Annotated in this window: 23 protein-coding genes; 9 read left to right on the top strand and 14 right to left on the bottom strand. The window is 64.5% G+C overall.

What is annotated here, in order from left to right:
• Positions 1-75 precede the first annotated feature (75 nt).
• From ACT6QU_RS04175 to ACT6QU_RS04165, 3 genes are all read left to right on the top strand, one after another.
• Entirely contained in the window at positions 76-1704 is a 1629-nt protein-coding gene (locus ACT6QU_RS04175; protein ID WP_444564522.1) for a GMC family oxidoreductase, read from the top strand.
• Between the two features lie 183 nt (positions 1705-1887).
• Positions 1888-3105: a mandelate racemase/muconate lactonizing enzyme family protein gene (locus ACT6QU_RS04170; protein ID WP_444564439.1), complete on the top strand. Its 1218-nt coding sequence runs from the start codon at positions 1888-1890 to the stop codon at positions 3103-3105.
• 108 nt (positions 3106-3213) lie between these two features.
• On the top strand, positions 3214-3612 hold the full coding sequence (locus tag ACT6QU_RS04165) for a hypothetical protein (RefSeq protein ID WP_444564440.1): 399 nt from the start codon (positions 3214-3216) through the stop codon (positions 3610-3612).
• Here ACT6QU_RS04165 and ACT6QU_RS04160 read toward each other — a convergent pair.
• The 3 genes from ACT6QU_RS04160 to ACT6QU_RS04150 form a co-directional block, all read right to left on the bottom strand.
• Positions 3609-4184, bottom strand: a complete 576-nt coding sequence (locus ACT6QU_RS04160) for a transglycosylase SLT domain-containing protein (protein WP_444564441.1) — start codon at positions 4182-4184, stop codon at positions 3609-3611. The genes ACT6QU_RS04165 and ACT6QU_RS04160 overlap by 4 nt on opposite strands.
• A gap of 67 nt (positions 4185-4251) precedes the next feature.
• Positions 4252-4872 carry a flavodoxin family protein gene (locus tag ACT6QU_RS04155; protein WP_444564442.1) on the bottom strand — a complete coding sequence of 207 codons (621 nt, stop codon included), beginning with the start codon at positions 4870-4872 and terminating at the stop codon, positions 4252-4254.
• A 47-nt stretch (positions 4873-4919) separates the two neighbouring features.
• Positions 4920-5147 carry a hypothetical protein gene (locus tag ACT6QU_RS04150; RefSeq protein WP_444564443.1) on the bottom strand — a complete coding sequence of 76 codons (228 nt, stop codon included), beginning with the start codon at positions 5145-5147 and terminating at the stop codon, positions 4920-4922.
• Between the two features lie 159 nt (positions 5148-5306).
• Here ACT6QU_RS04150 and ACT6QU_RS04145 point away from each other — a divergent pair, with 159 nt between their 5' ends.
• A complete protein-coding gene (locus tag ACT6QU_RS04145; RefSeq protein ID WP_444564444.1) occupies positions 5307-6098 on the top strand; it encodes a DUF1206 domain-containing protein in 792 nt (263 codons plus the stop codon).
• On the opposite strand, the gene ACT6QU_RS04140 is transcribed toward ACT6QU_RS04145, so the two are convergent.
• Together ACT6QU_RS04140 and ACT6QU_RS04135 are read right to left on the bottom strand one after the other, a co-directional pair.
• Positions 6095-7006 (bottom strand): DMT family transporter, encoded by a 912-nt coding sequence (locus ACT6QU_RS04140; protein WP_444564445.1) that lies wholly within the window; start codon positions 7004-7006, stop codon positions 6095-6097. The two genes, ACT6QU_RS04145 and ACT6QU_RS04140, sit on opposite strands and share 4 nt — an antisense overlap.
• Positions 7003-7434 carry a hypothetical protein gene (locus ACT6QU_RS04135; protein WP_444564446.1) on the bottom strand — a complete coding sequence of 144 codons (432 nt, stop codon included), beginning with the start codon at positions 7432-7434 and terminating at the stop codon, positions 7003-7005. Before ACT6QU_RS04135 ends, ACT6QU_RS04140 begins: the two co-directional genes overlap by 4 nt.
• A 579-nt stretch (positions 7435-8013) precedes the next feature.
• On the opposite strand from ACT6QU_RS04135, the gene ACT6QU_RS04130 reads away from it, so the two are divergent.
• From ACT6QU_RS04130 to ACT6QU_RS04120, 3 genes are all read left to right on the top strand, one after another.
• On the top strand, positions 8014-9768 hold the full coding sequence (locus ACT6QU_RS04130; protein ID WP_444564447.1) for an AIPR family protein: 1755 nt from the start codon (positions 8014-8016) through the stop codon (positions 9766-9768).
• A 331-nt stretch (positions 9769-10099) separates the two neighbouring features.
• Positions 10100-10567, top strand: coding sequence for a preQ(1) synthase (queF, locus tag ACT6QU_RS04125; RefSeq protein WP_444564448.1), 468 nt, complete (start codon positions 10100-10102; stop codon positions 10565-10567).
• Between the two features lie 45 nt (positions 10568-10612).
• A complete protein-coding gene (locus ACT6QU_RS04120; RefSeq protein WP_444564449.1) occupies positions 10613-11578 on the top strand; it encodes a threonine ammonia-lyase in 966 nt (321 codons plus the stop codon).
• Here ACT6QU_RS04120 and ACT6QU_RS04115 read toward each other — a convergent pair whose 3' ends face one another.
• The 5 genes from ACT6QU_RS04115 to ACT6QU_RS04095 form a co-directional block, all read right to left on the bottom strand.
• Positions 11579-12574 (bottom strand): diguanylate cyclase domain-containing protein, encoded by a 996-nt coding sequence (locus ACT6QU_RS04115; protein WP_444564450.1) that lies wholly within the window; start codon positions 12572-12574, stop codon positions 11579-11581.
• Between the two features lie 66 nt (positions 12575-12640).
• A complete protein-coding gene (locus tag ACT6QU_RS04110; RefSeq protein ID WP_444564451.1) occupies positions 12641-13045 on the bottom strand; it encodes a VOC family protein in 405 nt (134 codons plus the stop codon).
• 308 nt (positions 13046-13353) lie between these two features.
• The gene (locus tag ACT6QU_RS04105; protein WP_024588893.1) at positions 13354-13554 is read right to left on the bottom strand and encodes a hypothetical protein; all 201 of its coding nucleotides are present in this window, start codon (positions 13552-13554) and stop codon (positions 13354-13356) included.
• Positions 13555-13626: 72 nt separating this feature from the next.
• Positions 13627-16548 carry an excinuclease ABC subunit UvrB gene (uvrB, locus tag ACT6QU_RS04100; RefSeq protein ID WP_444836525.1) on the bottom strand — a complete coding sequence of 974 codons (2922 nt, stop codon included), beginning with the start codon at positions 16546-16548 and terminating at the stop codon, positions 13627-13629.
• Positions 16549-16653: 105 nt separating this feature from the next.
• A complete protein-coding gene (locus ACT6QU_RS04095; RefSeq protein ID WP_444564453.1) occupies positions 16654-17451 on the bottom strand; it encodes a DUF2189 domain-containing protein in 798 nt (265 codons plus the stop codon).
• Between the two features lie 179 nt (positions 17452-17630).
• On the opposite strand from ACT6QU_RS04095, the gene ACT6QU_RS04090 reads away from it, so the two are divergent.
• A complete protein-coding gene (locus ACT6QU_RS04090) occupies positions 17631-17843 on the top strand; it encodes a DUF2945 domain-containing protein (RefSeq protein WP_444564454.1) in 213 nt (70 codons plus the stop codon).
• A gap of 201 nt (positions 17844-18044) precedes the next feature.
• Here ACT6QU_RS04090 and ACT6QU_RS04085 read toward each other — a convergent pair whose 3' ends face one another.
• The 3 genes from ACT6QU_RS04085 to ACT6QU_RS04075 form a co-directional block, all read right to left on the bottom strand.
• On the bottom strand, positions 18045-19073 hold the full coding sequence (locus ACT6QU_RS04085; protein WP_444564455.1) for a fatty acid desaturase: 1029 nt from the start codon (positions 19071-19073) through the stop codon (positions 18045-18047).
• A 192-nt stretch (positions 19074-19265) separates the two neighbouring features.
• A complete protein-coding gene (locus ACT6QU_RS04080; protein ID WP_444564456.1) occupies positions 19266-20276 on the bottom strand; it encodes a serine hydrolase domain-containing protein in 1011 nt (336 codons plus the stop codon).
• Between the two features lie 269 nt (positions 20277-20545).
• A complete protein-coding gene (locus tag ACT6QU_RS04075) occupies positions 20546-21205 on the bottom strand; it encodes a transglycosylase SLT domain-containing protein (protein WP_444564457.1) in 660 nt (219 codons plus the stop codon).
• A gap of 349 nt (positions 21206-21554) precedes the next feature.
• Between ACT6QU_RS04075 and ACT6QU_RS04070 the strand changes: the two genes are divergently transcribed.
• Entirely contained in the window at positions 21555-21806 is a 252-nt protein-coding gene (locus tag ACT6QU_RS04070; protein WP_444564458.1) for a hypothetical protein, read from the top strand.
• Positions 21807-21849: 43 nt separating this feature from the next.
• Here ACT6QU_RS04070 and ACT6QU_RS04065 read toward each other — a convergent pair whose 3' ends face one another.
• Positions 21850-22938 carry a sn-glycerol-3-phosphate import ATP-binding protein UgpC gene (locus ACT6QU_RS04065; protein ID WP_444564459.1) on the bottom strand — a complete coding sequence of 363 codons (1089 nt, stop codon included), beginning with the start codon at positions 22936-22938 and terminating at the stop codon, positions 21850-21852.
• Positions 22939-22950: the final 12 nt, after the last annotated feature.

The raw sequence follows: 22950 nt of genomic DNA, 5'->3' as shown, positions 1-22950 counted from the left end.
AGCCATGCCGGATCGCGTTGCGAACTCACCTCCCGCTCCGGCTAAGCTTCGGCTTCCATTCGGCGAGGCCTCGACATTCCTTCCTCCGCACAAATCTTCGATTTCGTCATCATCGGCTCCGGCTCGGCCGGATCGGTCGTCGCCGAGCGCCTTTCCGCCTCGGGCCGCCACTCGGTGCTGGAGCTGGAAGCCGGCGGATCGGACCGGCGCTTTTTCGTCCAGATGCCGCTCGGCTACGGCAAGACCTTCTTCGACCCGCGCGTCAACTGGAACTACCGCGCCGAACCCGATCCCGGCCTTGGCGGCAATGCCGACCACTGGCCGCGCGGCAAGATTTTGGGCGGATCGAGCTCCATCAACGCCATGGTCTGGATCAGGGGCCACCGGTCGGATTTCGACGAATGGCGCGACGCCGGCAATCCCGGCTGGGGCTATGACGACGTCCTGCCGATCTTCAAAAGGATCGAGGACAACGAAGCCGGCGAAGACGCCTTCCGCGGTCGCGGCGGCCCCATCCACGTCACCGATCTCACTCGCCACGTTCACCCGCTGACCAACCGCTACATCGCCGCCGGCATCGAACTCGGCCTACCCGCCAATCCGGACTTCAACGGCGAGAACCAGGAAGGGATAGGCATCTACCAGATCACCACCCGCGACGGCCGCCGCATGTCCGCCGCCCGCGCCTTCCTGCGCCCCGCGATGAAGCGCCCGAACCTCCGTGTCGAGACCAACGCACTCGCCACGCGCATCCTCTTCGAAGGCAATCGGGCCATCGGCGTCGAATATCTGAAGAACGGCCGCACGATCGAGGTCCGTGCGGGCCGCGAAATCATCGTTTCCGGCGGTTCGGTCAACACGCCGCAACTGCTCCAGCTTTCAGGGATAGGCCCCGCCGATCACCTCGGCGCGCTCGGCATCGAAATCCGCCGCGACAATCCGCATGTCGGCCGAAACCTTCAGGACCATCAGGGCATCAACTACACCTTCAAGGCGCGTGAAAAGACGCTCAACCAGTTGCTGCGCCCATGGTGGGGCAAGCTCCTCGCCGGCTCGCGCTACCTCTTGACGCGCGACGGGCCGCTGGCGATGTCGATGAATCAGGGCGGCGGCTTCTTCCGCACCCGGCCCGACCTCGACCGCCCGAACATGCAGCTCTATTTCCAGGCCTTCTCCACCGTCCTGCCCCGACCCGGCGAACGGCCGATCCTCTCGCCCGATCCGTGGCCCGGCTTCTCCATCGGCCTCTCCAACTGCCGTCCGACCAGCCGCGGCGAGATCATGATCCGCTCCGCCGATCCGGGCGAACACCCGAAGATCGTCGCCAACGCGTTCTCGACCGACCACGACGTCGACGAAATGCTTGCAGCGGTGAAATTCCTGCGCCGCCTCGCCGACACCGACGCCATGCGCGGCCTGATCGCCGAGGAAGTCCTCCCCGGCCACTCCATCCAGAGCGACGAAGCACTAATCGACGACTTCCGCCGCCGCTCCGGCACGGTCTATCACCCCGTCTCCACCTGCCGCATGGGCCCCGCCCCCTCCACCTCCGTCGTCTCCCCCCGCCTCAAGGTCCACGGCATCGAAAGCCTCCGCATCATCGACGCCTCGATCTTCCCGAGCGTCGTCGGCGGCAACACGAATGCAGCGGCGATCATGACGGGATGGAAGGGAGCGGAGATGGTGCTGGAGGATTTGGGTTGACGTCGATGCTTACCCCACTCCGTCCCTTCGGGCCACCTCTCCCCTCAAAAGGGGAGAGGAACCCAAGCTGGATTGAGCGCAGCCATCGCGGCAGCATTCCTCTCCCCCGGGCAGGGGGAGAGGTGGCCCTAAGGGCCGGAGTGGGGGGTGCTCGCCACCGCCGAGACCAATGAAGGACCAACCATGAAAATCACCGACGTCAAAACCTGGGTAGTCGGCAACCCGCCCCCGCAGATCGGCGGGCGCTATTTCATCTTCGTCCGTCTCACCACCGACAGCGGCGTCAAGGGCTACGGCGAGGCCTACAACGCCACCTTCGGCCCCCATCTCACCGCCCAGATGATCGAGGACGTCGCCGCGCGCTACCTCGTCGGCACCGACCCGCACGACATCGAGAGTTTCTTCCGCCGCGCCTATTCCTCCGGCTTCTCCCAGCGCCCCGACATCTCGATGATGGGCTGCGTCTCGGCGCTCGAGATGGCCTGCTGGGACATTATCGGCAAGGAAGCGAACAAGCCCGTCTACAAGCTGCTCGGCGGGCAGGTCCATGAGCGCCTGCGCTCCTACACCTACCTCTATCCGCAGACCGGCAGCGTCTACCCGAGCGAGGCCGACAACGCCGACCGCAACGTCTATAACGACCCCGACCTCGCCGCCGGATGCGCGCTTCAATATGTCGAACAGGGCTTCAACGCCGTGAAGCTCGACCCCGCCGGCCCCTACACCGCCTTCGACGGCCACCAGCCGCGCCTCGTCGACATCGACCTCTCGGCCCGCATGATCAAGGCGATCCGCGAGGCGGTCTGCACGCGCGCCGACATCATGTTCGGCACGCACGGCCAGTTCACCGCGTCGGGCGCGCGGCGCATGGCGCGGGCGATCGAGCCCTACGACCCACTCTGGTTTGAAGAGCCCGTCCCGCCCGACATGCCGGAAGTCATGGCCGAGGTCGCACGCGCCACCTCGATCCCGATCGCCACCGGCGAACGCCTGACGACGAAGTGGGAGTTCGCGCGCGTCATCGAACAGCGCGCCGCCTCGATCCTCCAGCCCGACCTCGGCCGATCCGGCGGCATTCTGGAGACCAAGAAGATCGCGGCCATGGCCGAGGCGTACCACATCCAGATCGCCCCGCACTGCTATTGCGGCCCGATCGTCGGCGCCGCCAACATCCAGCTTGCCGCGACCTTGCCCAATTTCCTGATCCTGGAATCGATCCGGACATGGGACGGCTTCCATGCCGAGCTTTTGACCAGGAAGATCGAATGGCAGGATGGCTGGGTCATACCGTCGAAGGAGCCGGGCCTCGGCGTCGAGCTCGACGAGGCCGTCGCGGAGGCAAATCCATGGAAGGGAGAGGCTCTGCATCTCGCAATGGAGCCTCACCCGCTTTTCCCATAAAGCCCATGAAATCAGTCATTTGGCGGCCGTTAACAATTCGGCGAGCCAAGCCGTTACCGCGTCCGATCAGCGCTGCAGAAAAACGTGATTCGCTAAATTGGAGCCGCCGTGCAAATTTCCCCAGGGTCAAGGGACAATGGCCGTCGCTCGCGCAATCATTTCATTGTCGCCGCAAGAGTGATCGCAGGCGCCTCTTTCCTTTCGAATGCCCGCACTACCATTATTCATGGCCAGCGTCAGATCTGGCCCAGTCGGAATGCGGGGCCGCGTTTCGACGAGATACGGGAGGCCACGATGACTGTAAGTGCTTTGCGGGCCCGTTCCGGGCAAATGGAATTGCAGGACGACAACCGGTTGCGCGACGTGATCGATGCGGTGTTCGAAGAACTGGGACTGTCGGAAAAAGAGACCCCGCGCCGTGCGGTGGTCGAAGAGCGGATGCGCGATGCCTACCGGCGCGGCCCCCGCCACAACCTCAACCTCGTCGACGCGGGCCTTCGCGCCTAGCAGCCTTGTAGCTGGCCGGCATAGCTGTTCGCCATGTTCGTGGCGCGCTGCGCCGCCCGCTGCACGCCGGCATTGCCGCGCCACGAGCCGCGGGCATAGCCTGCATGTCCCGAGTAATACGCGAGATAGAGATTGTAGGCGTCCGTCTTGGCGATGCCGTTCGTCCGGTTACTGGTGGCGTGATACCAGCCGACGAAATGGATCGCGTCGCCGAAATTGGTCCGCCGTGCCGCAAACCGCCCCGTCTCGCGCTGGTAGCGCTCCCAGGTCCCATCCAGCGCCTGCGAATAGCCATAGGCCGTCGACTGACGTTTCCATGGAATGACGCCGAAGAGTTTCGTGCGCGGCGGCCGCGCCCGTGGCTCGAAATTCGATTCCGTATAGATCGTCGCCATCAGGATCGGCACCGGCACGCCGTACTCCCGCTCAACCCGCTGCGCATCGCGCCGCCAGTTTTCGAAGAAGCCGCTTCGCTGCGCGAAGATCGAGCATGAATTGGTGGTGTTGCTGGGAGCCGAGGCACAGGCCGACAGGCCAAGCGCCACGAGAACGGCGACAAACACGATACGCATCGCAAATCCTCTCGTCTTGAGAAGATTGCTAAACAGTAAACCTTAACAGACGGTTTTGATTCAGCTTTTAACCGACGCCCGGATACGTCTCGACCTTCAAAAGCCGCGCCAGATGGGCCGCGTTGGACGCCGCCATGTCCAGCGTCTGCTTCACCTTCTTCGGCACCTCGTCGAGGTCCTTGTAGTCGACCGATCCCATCGCCTCGCCGACCCAGTAGCACCCCGCATTGGCCGGCACCGTGAAGCCGACATCGTTCAGCGCCTGGAAGCACGCCGCATGGCAATGATGCGCGCCGTCCTCGTTGCCGACGATGGCGACCAGCGCCACCTTGCCGGCCGCCGGCATCCGGCCCTTGTCGTCCACCTCGCCGAGAAACGCGTCCAGCCGCTCCAGCACCCGCTTGGCGACGGAGGAGGGTTGGCCCATCCAGATCGGCGTGCCGAGGATGAAGATGTCGGCGGCGACGATCTTCTCGCGCAGCCCCGGCCAGTCGTCCCCCTCGCCCATGTCGCTCTCGACGCCGGGCTTGATGTCGTGGTCGAGGGCCCGGACGATCTCGCCGGTGACGCCATGCGGCGCGAATGCGTCGAGGAGGTCGGACAGCATCTTGTCGGTCGACGAGCTTTCGTCGGCGCTCGACGGCTTCAGGGAGCAGTTCAGTGCGAAGGCGGTGAGTGCGGCTGGCATGGCGTTCCCTTTCGTGACGGCTCTTGCCGCCCGAACGCCGCGAAACGTCAGAAGTTTCCCGGCCGCTTCCCGATCATGTCCATGCAGCGTCGCATCGAAAAATTCTCCGCCTTCTGCGCGTTGGCGAGCAGCAGCGTCAGCCGCGCATAGCCGGCACACCGCGCGGCGGCTTCGCTGGCGCGGGCATCGCTCATGGGCGGCATGATCAATGCGGCGGCGATGAGAGCCGCCATCGCCGACAGGGCAAGGGCCGACAGGGTGGACCGGAATTTCATAGGGATGATTCGTCCATGCTTTCGAACAGTCTAGACCCGGACAACGATCCGCTCCATGCCAGGTTCGATCACATCCTCGACGACGCGTGTCATGGTTAATCGGGGAACCGGACGCTTCATCACGCATTGCTGATCCACACCAACCGAGGGACCCGCAGAATGCACCAGGCAAAGGCATGGTTTCGGCCATTCGCAAGGATCGGCTATGCCGCGCGCGGGCTGATCTACACGGTGATCGGCTTCTTCGCCGCAACCGCCGCAATCGGGTCCGGCGAGACGATGGGCTCGCGCGACGCGCTCGACCGGCTGCTCGAGAGCGGCTTCGGCATTGCGGTCGCCTACATACTGGTTCTCGGCCTTGCCTGCTATGCGCTGTGGCGCACGATCCAGTCCGTCTTCGACACCGACGACCACGGCACCGACGCCAAGGGCATCGCGGTCAGGGGTGGACTGATAACCTCCGCCATCGCCTATTCCACGCTCGCATTCTACACCGCCTCGCGGATCAGGGGGACAAGTTCGGACAGCGAATCCGGTGGCGGCATCGCCGACGCCATTGCCGGCTTCGTCGGCACCGGAATCGTCTCGACGATCATCGCCGCCTGCCTCGCCGGCGCTGCAATCGCCCATGTGATCAAGGCGGTGCGCGAGAAATATGCCGACCACATCGAGGCGGATGCGACGAAGATGAAGGTGATCCACCCGATCGCCAAGACGGGGCTGATCGCGCGTGGTGCGGTCTTCGCGATCCTGGCGTTTCTCGTCGCGCTGCAGGCGTGGCGCGGCGGCGGAACGGGCGAGGATGTCGGCTCGGAACAGGCGCTTGACTTCGTCCAGTCGCTCCCCGCCGGAAGCCTTCTCCTCGCCGCGATGGGCATCGGCCTCCTCGCCTTCGCCGCTTATTCCTTCACGCAGGCGCTCTATCGCCGCATCAATGTCGAGGACGCTTAGGCTTCCGAAGGTCTGGGTTGGGCGAGGCTGCGCTCGCGAAAGAGGATGTAGAGCCCGGCCGCCATGGTGATGGCGATACCGATGGCGGCGAGGCCGTTCGGCAGGTCGGCGAAGACCAGCCAGCCGATGAAGGTGGCGAAGGGGATTTCGAGATACTGCACCGGCGCGACGGTGGCGGATGGCGCAAAGCGCAGCGACCACGTCATCAAGAGATGGCCGCAGGTGCCCAGCACGCCGATGCCGAGCAGCAGCCAGGTCTCGGTCGCGTTCGGCGTCACGATGCCGAAGAACGAATCCGTCCGCCCCCAGGTGAGCGCGAGGATCAGCACCAGCACTGGCGTGCCGATGAAGCCGGAAATGGTCTGCAGCGCGAGCGGATCGCATTCCTTGGCGATCTGCCGCGAGACCAGCATGTAGAAGGCGAAGGTGAAGGCGACGACGATCGGCAGGAAGGCCGGCCAGCCGACTTCGGCGAAGCTCGGCTGCACGACGAGCAGCGTGCCGATGAAACCGACCGCGCAGGCGGCGATGCGGCGCGGGCCGACCTCTTCGCCCAGGATCGTGGCGCCAAGCACCAGCATGATGAACGGCATGACGAAGGCGATGGCGACGGCGTCGGCCAGGGGCAGATAGCGCAGCGAGGTGAACATCGCGCCGATGCCGACGATGTGGAGCGCGGTGCGCAGGAAGGTCATGCGCAGCACATAGGGGCTCATGCGCAGCGAAATGCCGATGGCGAAGATGATGGGCAGCAGGATGACGGCCTGGATGGCAAAGCGCACGGCCAGAAGCTGCACCAGCGGGATCGTGTCGCCGAGGATCTTCGCCGTCGCATCGCCGAGCGGCGCGATGGCGCAAAAGCCGATCATCAGGAGGATGCCGAGCATCGGCCGGTCGTGGTGGGTCATGCCTTCCGCTTAGCCGCCCGCCTTCCCCGCGACAATGGCGCAGCGTTCGTTTCGGCACCGGACCAGCGGGCGAGCGCCGCCGCTTCGCGCGTGGCGCGGGCGCATTGCGCGCGCCAGGCGATCAGGATGCCGAGCACCATGGCCTGAAAGTCTCGCTCCGTTTCCGCACTGAACTGCGCCCCGCAGGCCGCGCCCGCCTCGATGTCGCCCGCGCGGCAGGCATTCGCGCGCCGGCAAGCCGCACGCGGGCAAAAATGCGGCAGCCCGGCCATGCCGGATTTGAGCCGGAACGCGGTGAGGATTTCGGCCTCGGGATAAGGCGGCGCGGCGACGAGCGCGCCGACCCCCTCGCGCAGCACGCCGACATGACGGGCAATGCGCACCTCGCGCGGCTCCCAGCTATTCGGGTCGTAAGGCTCGTCCTGCATGGTCTGTCTCCTCGGCTGGATTTCGGGCGTGCGAAGGCGGCCGCGCCCTTTAGCCGGGCACGGCATGGGTCGGGAAACGGGCGGCCGTCCGGTTCGCCAGTTTGTTTTTGGTATTGCGACCCGAACGGCCGTCCGTCGGTGGCTGTCACGCTCTCGGCCGGTCACAGACGATCCTTTAGGGACGCCCGCGGCTTTTCCCGCATGGCTTGGGGTTGCGCTTGTCGCGCGCGCCTCACCACGCCGGCCTGTTCCGTGCCTTCACGAGCCTTCGGCGAACCACGCCTCCGGGGGAAGTCACCGCCGCCCTCCCAAAACCCGGTTCCGGCTCCGGTTCCCGCGAGGGCGATGGGAGGGAGAATACGGGAGGTGGCGGGGGTGGGGATAAGGTTTTTGGGGGCGCTAGGATTGTCGCGGATGTGAATGTCGGGATTCGCGAGGAGACCGTCAGCCCTTATGCGCTCTACGCGGTGAAGCGAGCGTAGCCATTGCACTCTGCACGAGAACGGCAATACGAATCTCTGTTGGTTCACCACATGCTGTTTGATAGGTTATTGACTGCATTTTTGACGGGAACGCGCAATGGATTCGGTTACTCAAGCATTAGTAAGAGACTTTGTTGAAAGTCACGCCCTCACAGGGCTGCCTGCGGACAAGCAATTTGAGCATTTTGCAGCGTATAGCGTTGTCAGTTCCCATTACACCGAGGACTTTGATACATCGGACTTGGTCGTGGGTGACGGCCAAGATCTAAACGTCGATGCCTTCGCGGTAAAGGTGAATGGTCGGCTCGCCGATGACGCCGACTACATCGACGACGTGTTGGCATTGAACGGATACTTGGACGCCGAGTTCATTATCGTGCAGGCGAAATCCTCCTCCACTTTCGACGGGTCAGCAATCATCGCTTTGGGCGATAATCTTGTGAACGAAATTTTTTCCGACGCTCAGAAGCTTCCCTTGAATGACGATGTGAGGAAACTTATCGAGATCAAAGAGCGCATTCTTCAAAACGCGTCTCGACTAAAAGATAACCCAGTTTGCCGCGTCTACTACGTCTGCACAGGTAACTGGACAGAAGATGCTTATCTTGTCGAGGCGATTAAACGTAAAAGGCAGGACCTTCTCGACACCAATTTATTCTCTGAAGTAATTTTCGAGCCGTTGGGCGCCCGACAGATTCAAGCACTGTACAGGGCAACAAAGACAAGTATTTCTCGTGAGGTAAAATTCGAAAAACTCATTACTCTACCAACTATCGATGGTGTCAGCGCCTCTTATCTCGGCGTCCTTCCAGTCAAGGAATTCCTCAAGCTGCTTGTTGATGATGACGGTGATATAATTAAATCTGTGTTTGTGGACAATGTGCGCGATTTCCAAGGCGAGAACCCCGTCAATGCCGACATAGCCAAGACTATTACAGATGGCCTTTTCGACCAGTTCGTACTTCGAAACAATGGTATCACTGTGGTTGCGCGAGACATCAGAGTAACGTCGAGTCAGTATGTACTCGAAGACTACCAGATCGTGAATGGATGCCAGACTAGCCATGTGATTTTTGCAAATCAGCATCTGATAACGGGTGATCTTTTTGTACCAATAAAACTTATACATACCATCAGTGATGATGTCGCGCAGAGCATAATAAAATCAACGAATAAGCAGACGAACGTAGAGGAAAATGATCTCTTAGCTCTCACACAATTTCAACGCGATCTAGAAGATTATTATGCTGGAGTGTCAGGTGACACGAAACTTTTCTACGAAAGGAGAGCAAAGCAATATGCCAGCAATGGAGCAATTGAAAAAAGTCGCATAGTCACCATTGGGAACCAATTAAAGTGCTATGCTTCCATGTTTCTCGATTCCCCTAATCAGGCTAGTCGGTATCAAGGGACGCTCTTGAAGACGGTGAAGGATCGCGTCTTCCAGTCCTACCACAAGCCAGAAGCTTATTTTGTTGCTGCCTTAGCGGCGTATCGCTTCGAAATCGCGCTGCGCAAACTAACCAACGAAGAGCGTGACATCCGTCCGTTCAAGTACTTCCTGCTCTATGCGTTTCGCTCGCGTTTTGAACAAGAGGAGTTCCCCGGTGCTGGTGGCAAAAAGGTTGCAGCCTACAGCAATGCACTCAAAGACCACCTGACCGACACATCTAAGGCTAAGCTAGCCTTCGATGAAGCGGTCCTCATTGTCCGCGAAGCACTTGCAGGATCAAGACTGCCGGTTGCTCGTGACAGCGCTAAGTCTCGGCCGCTTGTGGAGGAAGTAAAGCGCGTGGCAACCTTGCGACGCGCGACTGCGCTACCCCCAACAACTACAGGCGGAAAAGTTTAACCGTCACATCCACTTTGAGGCAACACCCTCAAGGACGGAACGACTGATATGGGGGGGGCGGAAACTGATATGCTGTTCAATCTCCAATCGCGCCGGATATCAGATAATGCGCTGATCCCCCACTGCCGTCGCGCTTGCTAGCGGCTATAGTCGGCGGCACCTCCTCCACATCGTCATCCTCGGGTCAAGCCCGAGGATGACGATGTGGAGGGGAAGCGCCCGTAGTCCCGGCACCGCCACCCCCGCCTTTACCTCGCCGCCCTTCCCTGCTATCCGCGCGCCTTTCGCAATTCCGGTCGCAGCCTACCCGGTCAAAACAAGGACGAAGCGCTTGGCGCATGACACGATCTATTCGAACCTGACGCAGCTCGGCGCGGACGCCGCCATTCCCGCCCGGCCGGAGGATGCCGTGCTGGAGCGCGTGGCGAACCCGCAGGCCGGCACGCGCTATACGGTGCGCTTCACCGCGCCCGAATTCACCTCGCTGTGCCCGATGACCGGTCAGCCGGATTTCGCGCATCTGGTGATCGACTATATTCCCGGCGACTGGCTGGTGGAGAGCAAGTCGCTGAAGCTGTTCCTGTTTTCCTTCCGCAACCACGGCGCCTTCCACGAGGATTGCACGGTGACGATCGGCAAGCGGCTGGTCGAGCTTCTGGAGCCCCAATGGCTGCGGATCGGCGGCTACTGGTATCCGCGCGGCGGCATTCCGATCGACGTCTTCTACCAGACCGGCGCGGCGCCGGCCGATGTGTGGGTGCCCGAACAGGGCGTGCCGACCTACAGGGGCCGCGGGTGAGGAAAGGGGCTGGCGGCGCGCGGCGCGGCTTGGCATAAGGCGGCCATGACCGACATTTCCCGCATCCGCGCCGCAGCTTCGCGCCTGGAGGGCAAGGCCCGCCGGACGCCGCTTCTCAACTCGCAATTCCTCGACGAGATCGCCGGACGGCGCGTCTTCGTGAAGCCGGAATGCCTGCAGCATACGGGCTCGTTCAAGTTTCGCGGCGGCTGGTCGGCGCTCTCAGCGCTCGAGACGGAGGTGCGCGCGCGCGGCGTGATCGCGTTTTCCTCCGGCAACCACGCGCAGGGCGTGGCGCTGGCGGCGCGGATGCACGGCGTGCCGGCCGTGATCATCATGCCGTCCGACGCGCCGAAGATGAAGATCGACAACACCCGCGCCTATGGCGCCGAAGTGGTGCTCTACGACCGCGCCAACGAGGATCGCGACGCGATCGGCGAGCGGCTGGCGGGCGAGCGGGGGCTGACGCTGATCCGCCCCTTCGACGAGCCGGAGGTGATCGCCGGACAGGGCACGGTGGGGCTGGAGATCGCCGCGCAGGCGGCCGAACTCGGCGTTGCGCCCGGCGAGGTTCTGGTGCCGTGCGGCGGCGGCGGGCTGACCTCGGGCATCGCGCTGGCGCTCGCCGCCGAGGCGCCGGGGTTCACCGTGCGCACCTGCGAGCCGGAAGGGTTCGACGACGCGGCGCGTTCGCTCGCGGCGGGCGAGATCCGGGCCAACCAGCCGGGCGCAAGCTCGATCTGCGACGCGATCGTGACGCCGCAGCCGGGCCGGCTGACCTTTCCGGTAATGAAGGAACTGTGCGGCGCGGGCATCGCGGTGGCCGAATCCGACGTGCGCCGCGCCATGGCGCTCGCCTTCACGCGGCTGAAGATCGTGGTCGAGCCCGGCGGCGCGGTGGCGCTGGCGGCCGCGCTGTTCCATGGCGACACGATTTCGGGCGGCGACGTGGTGGTGGTCGCCTCGGGCGGCAACGTCGATCCGGAGCTGTTCGCGCAAATCCTCGCGTAATCAGGCGGCGGCGCTGTCGCGCCCGGGCGCCGCTTCGCCCTTGAAGATGCGGAACGTGCCGCGCCCGCCGGATTTGGCGGCGTAGAGCGCGGTGTCGGCGTGGACGAAGAGGTCGGCCGGCGCGGCGTCCGCGGCCAGCGCGATGCCGACGGAGGCGCCGAGCGCGTGGCTGCGCCCGTCGAGCAGGAACGGCTCGGCCATCGCGGCGGTGATCGCGCGGGCAAGCTCGGCGATCGCCTCGAGGTTCGCGCCCGCACCGACGAGCACCGCGAATTCGTCGCCGCCAACGCGGGCGACGAGATCGGCCGAGGCGCAGGTGACTGAGAGCCGCGCCCCGGCCTCGCGCAGGCAGGCATCGCCCGCCATGTGGCCGTGGCCGTCATTGACCTGCTTGAAGCCGTCGAGATCGATCAGCAGCAGCGCCGCAAGCGCGCCCGCTTCGGCCCGTTCCGTCAGGCGCTCCTGGAACTGCGCGCGGTTGGCAAGGCCGGTCATCTCGTCGAAGGCGGCAAGGTGGCGCAGGCGGTCGACGGCGCGCTTTTCGGCGGTGATGTCCTGCTTCATGCCGAAGATGCGCACGGCAACGCCCTGCTCGCATTCGACCTGCGCGGTGATGCGCATGAACTTCTGCACGCCTTTGGCGGTGACGATCTCGGCGTCGAAGGTGAAGGACGAGCGCTCCGCGATGGCGCGGCTGCGCCGCCGCTCCATCTCGGCGCGCGATTGCGGCGTGTAGAGCGCCAGCGTCGCCTCGCGGTCGGGCATCGAGCCGCGCGGCAGGTCGAAGATGTCGTAGACGACGTCGCTCCAGCGCAGTGAATTGTCGGCCAGCTCGCATTCCCACACGCCGATCTGCGCGGCTTGCGAGGCGCGAGCGAAGATCTTGCGAAAATGGGCGAGTTCGCGCGCCTGGTCGGCGATCAGCGCATCCTGCGCCGCCACCTGAAGGCGCAGCGCGTCCGCTTCGTCGAAATCGCCCGACAGGAATTCATGCACTGCTGATCGCCCCCGATGTCGCGGCGCACAGCCTAGCGGCGGAGGATTAAGGATTTTCCACCGGGTTCATTTGAAACTTCCGTCCGGCGGAGCGTCGTAGCAGACGAAGGCGATCTTGTTGCCGTCGCGGTCGCGCGCATAGGCGCCGTAGAAGCCTTCGCCGTAACGTGGCCGCCGACCGGGGGCACCCTCGTCGCTTCCGCCGTTTTCGAGAGCGAGTGCATGAAGGCGGTCGATGGTTTCGGGGCCGTCGACGAGGAAGGCCGTCATCGTGCCGTTGCCGACCGACGCCTCCGCGCCGTCGAAGGGCAGGCAGGCCATGAAGCGTGCGGTCGTCTCGTCGGCATGGCCCCAAGCCAGCGCCTCTTCGTCGGTGAACTGGCGCGCGATCCCCATCACCTCGAACAGCGGATCGTAGAACTGCGCCGCGCGGTCGAGGTCGCGCACGCCGACCATGGTGTAGCCGATCATTCCGTGATCTCCGGATTTTCTCGAGTGTTGACGCCTGACTTCAGCAACAGGCCGTCAAGAAGCCAGCAATCGATCATACTCGCCATGATGGCCGATCCAGAACCAGACGCAATCCTCCGCCTCCCTCACAGCGAGCGCGCGATAGGAAAGCCCTATGCGCACCGACCAGAACCGTCCGACATTCTTGAAATGGAGTGGAGGGTGGCGTGGGTCCGACTTGAGAAGCTCGAAGTTCCGATCCGCGAGCAGGCGAACGTGCTCCGGCAAAGCGGCATGACAACGCCAGAACGAGGGCGTCGCGAAATGGTTCAAAGACGCGTCGACTTGCCAGCGCGATGCTCAGCCAGGGCAAGGTCGGCCAATGCATCAAGCTTTCCGCCGGCCGCATCCTCCGCAATGCGTCGATCAAAAGCCTCGGCATCATGGGCCGCGAACCAGGCGCGAAATTGCTCCAGTTCTTCCACCGAAAGACTGGCAATCTCGCGTTCGATTCGTTCGAGCTTCGTCATGATCATCCTGACGCATCTTCGCTAATCGGGTGGCATCCTACACGATTTCTCGATCGATGCACGACCGGCCGATCACCGCCCCGGCCGTCCCGTCTTGCCCGGGCGGCGCTTCTGCTTGCGCTGGTCGGCGGGGTCTTCGTAGGAGCCGATGCCGGCGCGCTCGCGCTTGACGGGCTTGGGGTCGTCGGCGGGCTTGACCGGGATGCGGCCCTCGACGGGCTTTTCGGTGCGGCGCACGGTCATCTCGTCGAGCGAGTTCTTGCGGAACAGGGTCGAGCCGGCGGGCTGGGCGTGGTCGCCGGAGGTGCCCATCTCGTCGAGGTCGGGCTTGCGGAAGAGGCTCTGGCCGTCCTCGCCGACGGTGCGGTGGCGCGCCTTGCCCTTGTTGTGCTTGCCCTTCTCGCGGCCCGAGACCGGGCTTTCCATCTCGACGTCGCGCGCGAGCGGATCGTCGGAGATGGCGAGTTCCATTTCGCGCAGGCGCTTGATCTCGTCGCGCAGCCGTGCGGCGCGCTCGAAGTCGAGATCGGCGGCCGCGTCGCGCATCTCTTTTTGCAGGTGCTCCAGATGCGCCTTCATGTTGGCGCCGACCAACTGGCCGTCCTTGGTGACGGACGAGATGTCGGGGCGGACATGGTCGCGCTCGTAGACCGAGGACAGGATGTCGCCGATGTTCTTCTTCACACTCTCCGGCGTGATGCCGTGCTCGGCATTGTATTCGAGCTGCTTTTCGCGGCGGCGGTTGGTTTCCGCCATCGCGCGCTCCATCGAGCCGGTGATGCGGTCCGCGTAGAGCACGACTTTGCCGTCGACGTTTCGAGCGGCGCGGCCGATCGTCTGGATCAGCGAGGTCTCGGAGCGCAGGAAGCCCTCCTTGTCGGCATCGAGAATGGCGACGAAGCCGCATTCGGGAATGTCGAGCCCCTCGCGCAGGAGGTTGATGCCGACCAGAACGTCGAACGCGCCGAGGCGCAAATCGCGGAGAATCTCGATGCGTTCCAGCGTGTCGATGTCGGAGTGCATGTAACGCACGCGGATGCCCTGCTCGTGCAGGTATTCGGTCAGATCCTCCGCCATGCGCTTGGTGAGCACGGTGCAGAGCGTGCGGTAGCCCTTGGCGGTCGTGTCGCGGATTTCGCCGAGCACGTCGTCGACCTGGCTCTTGGCCGGGCGCACCTCGACCGGCGGGTCGATCAGGCCGGTCGGGCGAATGACCTGCTCGGCGAAGACGCCGCCGGACTGGTCCATCTCCCAACCGCCGGGCGTGGCCGAAACCGCGACGGTGAGCGGGCGCATCGCGTCCCACTCCTCGAAGCGCAGCGGCCGGTTGTCCATGCAGGACGGCAGGCGGAAACCATATTCGGCCAACGTCGCCTTGCGCCGAAAGTCGCCGCGATACATCGCGCCGATCTGCGGCACGGTGACGTGGCTCTCGTCGATGAAGACGAGCGCGTTGTCGGGAATGTATTCGAACAGGGTCGGCGGCGGATCGCCGGGGCGACGGCCGGTCAGGTAGCGCGAATAGTTCTCGATGCCGGCGCAGGAGCCAGTCGCCTCCAGCATTTCGAGGTCGAAGCGCGTCCGCTGTTCGAGCCGCTGGGCCTCGAGCAAGCGTCCCGCCTGCTCGAGTTCGACGAGCCGGTGCTTCAGCTCTTCCCGGATCGAACGGATCGCCTGGTTGAGCGTCGGGCGCGGCGTCACGTAGTGCGAATTGGCGTAGATCTTGACCGATTTCAGATCGCCGGTCTTCTGGCCGGTCAGCGGGTCGAACTCGACGATGGTTTCGATCTCGTCGCCGAACATCGAAATGCGCCAGGCCCGGTCTTCAAGGTGGGCCGGGAAGATTTCGATCGTGTCGCCACGCACGCGAAACGAGCCGCGCACGAAATTGATGTCCTGCCGCTTGTATTGCTGCGCCACGAGATCGGCGAGAAGCTGGCGCTGGTCGAGCCGGTCGCCGACGCTCATCTGGAAGGTCATCGCCGTATAGGTCTCGACCGAGCCGATACCGTAGATGCACGACACCGACGCGACGATGATGACGTCGTCGCGCTCGAGCAGCGAGCGCGTGGCGGAGTGCCGCATCCGATCGATCTGCTCGTTGATCGACGATTCCTTCTCGATGAAGGTGTCGGTGCGCGGAACGTAGGCCTCGGGCTGGTAGTAGTCGTAATAGGAAACGAAATACTCGACGGCGTTGTTCGGGAAGAACGACTTGAACTCGCCATAGAGCTGCGCGGCGAGCGTCTTGTTGGGCGCGAGGATCAGCGCCGGACGCTGCGTTTCCTCGATCACCTTGGCCATGGTGAAGGTCTTGCCCGAGCCGGTGACGCCGAGCAGGACCTGCGTTCGGTCATGCTCCTGGACGCCGGAGACGAGGTCGCGGATGGCGGTCGGCTGGTCGCCCGACGGCTTGAACTCCGTCTCCATCGAAATGGAGATGCCGCCTTCCGACTTGTCGGGCCGCGCCGGCCGGTGCGGGACCCACAATTCGCCATTCTTGTGCAGCGGGTTGCCGCTTTCGATCAGCGCAGACAGGGCCGCCACGGTGGCCGTGACGCCGGACGAGGACAGCGAGGCCGCGTCCTCCAGGCTGACATCCATGCCGGCGACGGGATTGAGCCCGGCGGCAGCGCGTTCCTTGGGCGATGCCGCGCCACCCATCGACGTCCCACGGCCCGAACGCGTCGGGGCGGAGGAACGCGCGGCAGGCTGCTTGCTTTTCTTAGCACTCACGCTGTCGCCGCTGCGCGGCTCGCTCCGTAAGGGCGCGCCGTCAGGCGCGACGGCCGGTCGGCCTTGCCGCGCTTCGCCCGGAATCTGCAGCTTTTCCGCCTCATCCGAAATCTGCCGCGCCCAGTCGGCGACGCCGCCTTTCAGAGGTTCACCCTCGAATTCGGCCTGCGGCCCTTCGCCGAAGCCATGCAGCGGCTGCGACGCGTCCATGAAATCGGTGATCGGGCTGCGCCGCGCGGTCTTGGGGGATTTGGCCATGGTCGGAATATGGAGAGAGTCCACGCCGAAGAAAAGGGTTGCGCCGGCTCTGGCACATCGTCCTGACAGGAGGCTGTCAGGAGCCCTTGGCCTACCGCGCCGCCGTCAACCCATGCCGACCACACTGCGATAGAGATGCCAGGTCGCGTGGCCGAGGATCGGCAGGATGACGATCAGCCCGACGAGGAAGGTCGCCATGCCGACCGCGAGGCCGGCGGCGACGATCATGCCCCAGACGAGGATCGGCAGCGGGTTCTTCGCGAAGGCGCGCACCGAGGTTTCCATCGCCGAATAGGCGCCGACGTCGCGGTCCAGCATCATCGGGAAGGCCACAACCGTGGTCGCCAGCACAATGAGCGCGAAGGCGAGGCCGACGAGATTTCCGGCGACGATCAGCGTCCAGCCCGCCCCGGTGCCGACGATCTCCTGCCAGAAGGCGGCGAGCGAGGCCGGGGCGGCGGTGCCGATCAGCACGACATAAAGTTCGCGCGCGACCAGAAGCCAGGCGAGGAACATGGCGAACAGGAAGAACCCGACCGCGGCGATCGACGGCAAGGCCGGCGAATGGCGCAGCTCCAGAACGTCGCGCCAGTGCGTGTCGAGCCCCTGCTCCTTGCGCCGGCTGATCTCGTAGATGCCGAGCGCGGCGAACGGGCCGATGAGCGCGAAGCCGGAGATGATCGGGAAGACCAGCGGCAGCGCATTCGCGCCGGCGGCCCAAGTCAGGACCAAAAAGCCGATGATCGGATAGATCATCAGAAGGAAGAAATAATGCGACGGCCGGTCCCGGAAATCCGCGATGCCGGCGCCGAGGCAGCCGAAGACTTCGCCGATATCGATCCGCCGGATGCGCGGCCGCACGATGCCGCCCTGCGCGCCTGCAACGACATGAAAGTTTGCCATGCTTCGTTCCTCCGCATGCTGGTGCGGGAGAAGGGGCCGGCGGCCGGGCCTCGTTCAAGCTGGACCGGCCATACCGACCCCAGCTCTCGAATGCCCCATCATACACGATCGACGGCGTCTGCGCATTTGGAACCGCATCGGCGCCGACGTCATTTCACGCCGAACGAAGGAGCGACGAGATGAAGTATCGCAAGGGCACAAAGGTCGAGTGGAAGTGGGGCAGCGGCACGGCGACCGGCAAGGTGGCCGAGAGCTTCACAGAGGAGGTCGAACGCACGATCAAGCAGGAGAAAATCAAGCGCAAGGCGACGAAGGAAGAGCCGGCCTATCTGGTGGAACAGGAGGATGGCGGCCGGGCGCTGAAGAGCCATTCGGAGTTGACGAAGGGATAGGAGTCTCTCTGAATTGACCCCCACCCTTTATCCCTCCCCACAATGGGGAGGGAGTTCGCCGGCGATGCGCCTGGCTCTTCAATGCACAACCCGGCTTGGAGGAAAGAGCGCAGCGCGCATGCCCTCCCTCCCCCTTGTGGGGAGGGATAAAGGGTGGGGGTCAATTCAAGAAAAAGCCCGCGTCACGCGCGGACCGCGCCCTCACGCCATTGCCATCCGCACGTCGCGGAACGAGACCAGGCGGCGTTGCTGCTCGTCCCAGAGCACCAGCTTCACGCAGCGCAGGCTTTCCATGAAGGTGATGCGGCCCATGTCGCGCAGTTCGGGGTGGTGATCGAGGACTTCGGGCAGCCGGTAGAACGGTACTTTCGACGACAGATGGTGGACGTGGTGGATGCCGATATTGCCGGTGAACCAGCGCAGAACCGCGGGCAGGTCGTAATGCGAGGAGCCGTGCAGCGCGGCCTGCTGGAAGTTCCAGTCCTGCTGCTCGCTCCAGTGCGTTTCTTCGAACTGGTGCTGGACGTAGAACAGCCAGACGCCCGCCGTCGCCGCCATCAGCGTGATCGGCAGCTGCACCAGCAGGAACGGCCCGAGGCCCATCAGCCAGATCAGCAGCGCGGCGGGGATGGCGATGCCCAGATTAGTGGCCAGCGTCGAGGTCCAGGGCGTCAGCCCTGCGCGCATCAGGCCGAACGGCAGGCGGTACTGGCAGATGAAGAGCCAGGCCGGGCCGATGCCGAACATGACGAGCGGGTGGCGGTAGAGCCAGTATTTGGTGCGGCCCCAGCGCGACAGGGCGCGGTATTCGGCGACGGTCAGCGTGTCGATGTCGCCGATGCCGCGCTGGTCGAGATTGCCGGTCGTGGCATGGTGGACGGCATGCGTGCGGCGCCAGTAATCGTAGGGCGTGAAGGTGAGGACGCCGATGACGCGGCCCGTCCAGTCGTTGAGACCGCGCCGCGCGAACAGCGAGCCGTGGCCGCAATCATGCTGCAGCATGAACAGGCGCACGAGGAAGCCGGCGGCCGGGATCGTCAGCACCAGCGCCCAGTAATGGCCGTGGACGACGGCGAACGCGGTCACGGTCCACAGGGCGACGAATGGAACGACGGTGACGATGAGCTCGAAGGCGCTGCGGGCGGTGCTCGGCTCGCGGTAGCGGGCAAGCACCTTGGTCCAGGCGCGGGCCGCCTGCACGGCATCTGAGGTCGTGAAATGGGACGTCATCGGATTCCAGGCTGCAAGAGGAAACGTCGACCTGCCGGAACATGTGACGCGCGAAATGTTCGGAAGGGGTAGACCCCGATCACGGCCGAAGAACGGCGCAGCGCGAATTCAACTCCCCTCGCCCTGCGTAGTCGCTCGCGGCAGGCGGCGCAAGCACGCCCTTCGTCGCGTCCACGCAAATCGTCCCGAACGTCAGCTCTCGGCGCGGCGCGCGGCCTCGATGATTTCGCCAAGGAGGGCGTGCAGATCGTTGCGGTGGCCGCTGCGCGCCGACGGGCTCGCCTCGTCGGAGGTCATCACGACGGTCAATTCGAGTTCGGGCACGATGTAGAGCATCTGCCCGCCATAGCCCCAGCCATAGACGACCTCCGCGCCGGCGATCTCGCGCAGGAACCAGCCATAACCGTAACCATCGCCATTGAAGCGCGAATTGGTGCGCGGCTGCCAGGAGGTCTCGATCCAGTCGGCCGAGACGAGGCGCTCCCCGTCCGCCGTCTCGCCGCCATTGCGGTAGAGTTCGCCGAAGGCGGCGAGCGAGCGCGGCGTCATCGCCATCTGGTTGCCGCCGAGATAGATGCCCTGCGGATCGCGCTCCCACGAGCCGATGCGGAAACCGTCGAGCGGGCCGAGCCAGTCGCGCGCGAGTTCGAGCGTCGAGCGGCCGGTCTCTTTCGTCAGGATGGCGGAGAGAAGATGCGTCGAGCCGGTCGAATAGAGCATCCGCCCGCCCGGCTCGTCGTCGAACGGCATGGCAAGCGCGGCACGCACCCAGTTGCCGCTCGACACCCAGCGCCCGTAATTGCCGCCCGAGGTGCGCCCGAGCCCCGCCTGCATGGAAAGGAGATGGCCGATCGTGATGTCCTCGACGCGCGGATCGGCGCCGTCCGGCAGGTCGTCGGCGAGAAGGGGCGCGATCTTCTGGTCGGGGCCTTCGAGCACGCCCTTGTCGATGGCGATGCCGACGAGGGCCGAGACGATCGATTTCGAGGCCGACTTGATGTTGGTGGAATCCGTGACCGAATTGCCTCGATAGCCGCGCTCCACAACGATCTCGCCATTGCGGGAGATGATGACGGTTTCGAGGGGCTCGAGGGTCTCGGCCTCGTCGAGGAGGGTTTCGAAGGTCGGGGGCTCGTCCTGCGCGACGGCGGGGATGGCGAGGGTGGAGACGAGGGCGAAGGCGAGAAGGGCGCGTCTGTTCATGGAAGCGAGGTAGGGAGCGCGCACGGCGAAATCATGGGCGTCACGGCAATGTGACAGGTGATTGTGGGGAATGTTTTTCGAAGGGGACCCCCACCCTTTATCCCTCCCCACAAGGGGGAGGGAGCCGCGAGCGTCGCGCCTTTCCTTTAAGCCGGGCGCAGCGTTGAGGGTGCAAGCGCCGCGCCGATGCCCTCCCTCCCCCTTGTGGGGAGGGATAAAGGGTGGGGGTCGCTTTTCGAAAAAATGCCTGGTCCGAAGGACCAGTCCACCTAGGACCGCAGCCCCGTCTCGCGCAGGATGCCCTTGCGCTTGGCGTCGTAGTAATAGCCGCGCGCATAGAACCGCACGGCGCGGTCCTGGTTGCCGTCGGCGGTCAAATAGGCGCCGCGCAAATATTTGACGGCGTATTTGAGGTTCGTCTCGGCGTCGAGCAGGCCCTCGGCCGAGCCGCGATAGCCCATGGTGCGGGCGGTGTCGTGCCGGATCTGCATCAGGCCCCAGTAGATGCGGTTGCGCGCGCCGGGGTTGAAGTTGCTCTCGCGCTTGACGACGCGGCGCACCAGTTCGACCGGCAATTCGTAATGCGCGGCATATTTGGCGATGAGCTGGTCGAGTTCGGGGCTCTGCGGCGCGACCGACCGGATGCCGGAGGGCACGATGGCGGCCTGCAGGGCGGAAGACGGCGTTGCGCCGGCGAATGCGGAGGCGATGACGGCCGGCTCGCCGGAGGCGGCATCGACGGCCACGTCTGCCTCGGTGAACTTGGCCGACGGGCGGACCTCGACAGTCTCGGGCAGCGCGACCTCGGCTTCGGCGGCGGCCTGAAGGTCGGTGGCCAGATCGCCGGTGGAGGTGCAGCCGGACAGGAATGCCAGCGACAGAAATGAAGCGGCAATCAAGCGTGCCGCGACGGTCTTTTCAGCAGCCAAGATCGTCTCTTTCGAATTCGTCCCGAATTGTCGTCCCGCCCGCACATTCCTTACGCGAGCCGACGCCGTTCGGCAATCGGCGATCGGGGCCGGACGAAGCACAGATTGCGGACGGCTGCACCGGATCACGCGAAGGTTGCAAGAAGATATGATGTTCTGTGCACAAGTTTCGAACTTATCCACGGCTTTCTTGCACCTGCGACCGCACGCGCCATACTCGGGGCCAACGATTCGCGTCATGACCAGTTTGCGTCGTGACACCGACGCAGGATGGTTCACCGAACATCGGGCGAACGGGAAGACCGCAACATCTTCCAGGCCGACGTTCCAGGCAATGCGGGGGGTTCGAATGGGCAGAAATGTCGACGATTGCGCCAAGCGCCGTCTCGTCGAGCATGACGAGATCGAATTCGCCATCCGCTTCATGACCAGCCGCGGCGTCAAGACCGACGATGTGCCGGTCCAGCTTGCCCGCTACTACTATGTCGACATCGACGAAGTGAACGCGATCCTGGCCCGCGCGGCAGCCGACGCCGCCCCGGCCGCAAAGCCGAAGCAGGCAACCACCGACCGCGAGACGAAACTGCGCAACGTCGCCTGACGCCCACCCCGCCTGTTTGGCGGGGCAGCGCCCTCCCCCATGATCAGATGCGCTTGCCGGTTCCGGCGTCGAACAGATGCGCCATGCCCGGATTGATCGCCATCGGCAAGACGTCGCCGACGTCGACCCGCGTGCCGCCTGGCAGGCGAGCGATGAGCTCGCCGCCGGCCTGCGTGGCGTCGGCCGGTTGTCCGTGCGCAAGCACGTCGGCGCCGAGGATTTCGACGGCGGTGACCTTGAGGGTCAGGTCGGCCGTGCTGCGGCTCGACGTCACGGTCATGTGCTCCGGGCGAACCCCGAGCAGGATTTCGCGGCCGATCTCCGGCAGCACCGTGTCACGCGGCTTGACCGAGCCGCCGCCTGCCAGCGTCAGGCCGTGCCCGCCATCGGCGACACGCGCCGTCATCAGGTTCATCGCCGGCGAGCCGATGAAGCCGGCGACGAAGGTCGAGGCGGGCTTGTCGTAGATCGCCATCGGCGTGTCGATCTGCTCGGCCAGGCCGCCATTCATGACGACCAGCGTGTCGGCGAGCGTCATCGCCTCGACCTGGTCGTGCGTGACATAGACCGAGGTGACGCCGAGGCGGCGCTGCAGGCTCTTGATCTCGACGCGCATCTGGCCGCGCAGCTTGGCATCGAGGTTGGACAAAGGCTCGTCGAAGAGGAAGGCCTTGGGGCTGCGCACGATGGCGCGGCCCATGGCGACGCGCTGGCGCTGGCCGCCGGAAAGTTCGCGCGGACGGCGCTGCAGGAATTCGGCGAGGCCGAGCGTGCCGGCGGCCTCGCGCACGCGCCGGTCGATCTCGTCCTTGGCCATGCCGCGATTGCGCAGACCGTAGGCCATGTTGTCGTAGACGGACATGTGCGGATAGAGCGCGTAGTTCTGGAACACCATCGCGATGTCGCGCTCGACCGGGCCCATGTCGTTGACGACGGTGCCGCCGATCGAGACCGTTCCCTCGGTGATCGTCTCCAGCCCGGCGATCATGCGCAGGAGCGTGGACTTGCCGCAGCCCGAAGGGCCGACCAGCACGCACATCTGGCCATCGGGAATGGAGATCGACACGCCCTTCACGGCCTCGACGCTGCCGCCATAGACCTTCTTGACGTTCTTCAGTTCGACATTTGCCATCTGAGCGGCCTT

This window comes from Aliihoeflea sp., from assembly GCF_052435475.1.
In the GTDB taxonomy this organism is placed as follows: Bacteria; Pseudomonadota; Alphaproteobacteria; order Rhizobiales; family Rhizobiaceae; genus Aliihoeflea.
The sequence above is the reverse complement of the archived record's forward strand: the minus strand, read 5'-3'. Positions and strand labels throughout refer to the sequence as shown.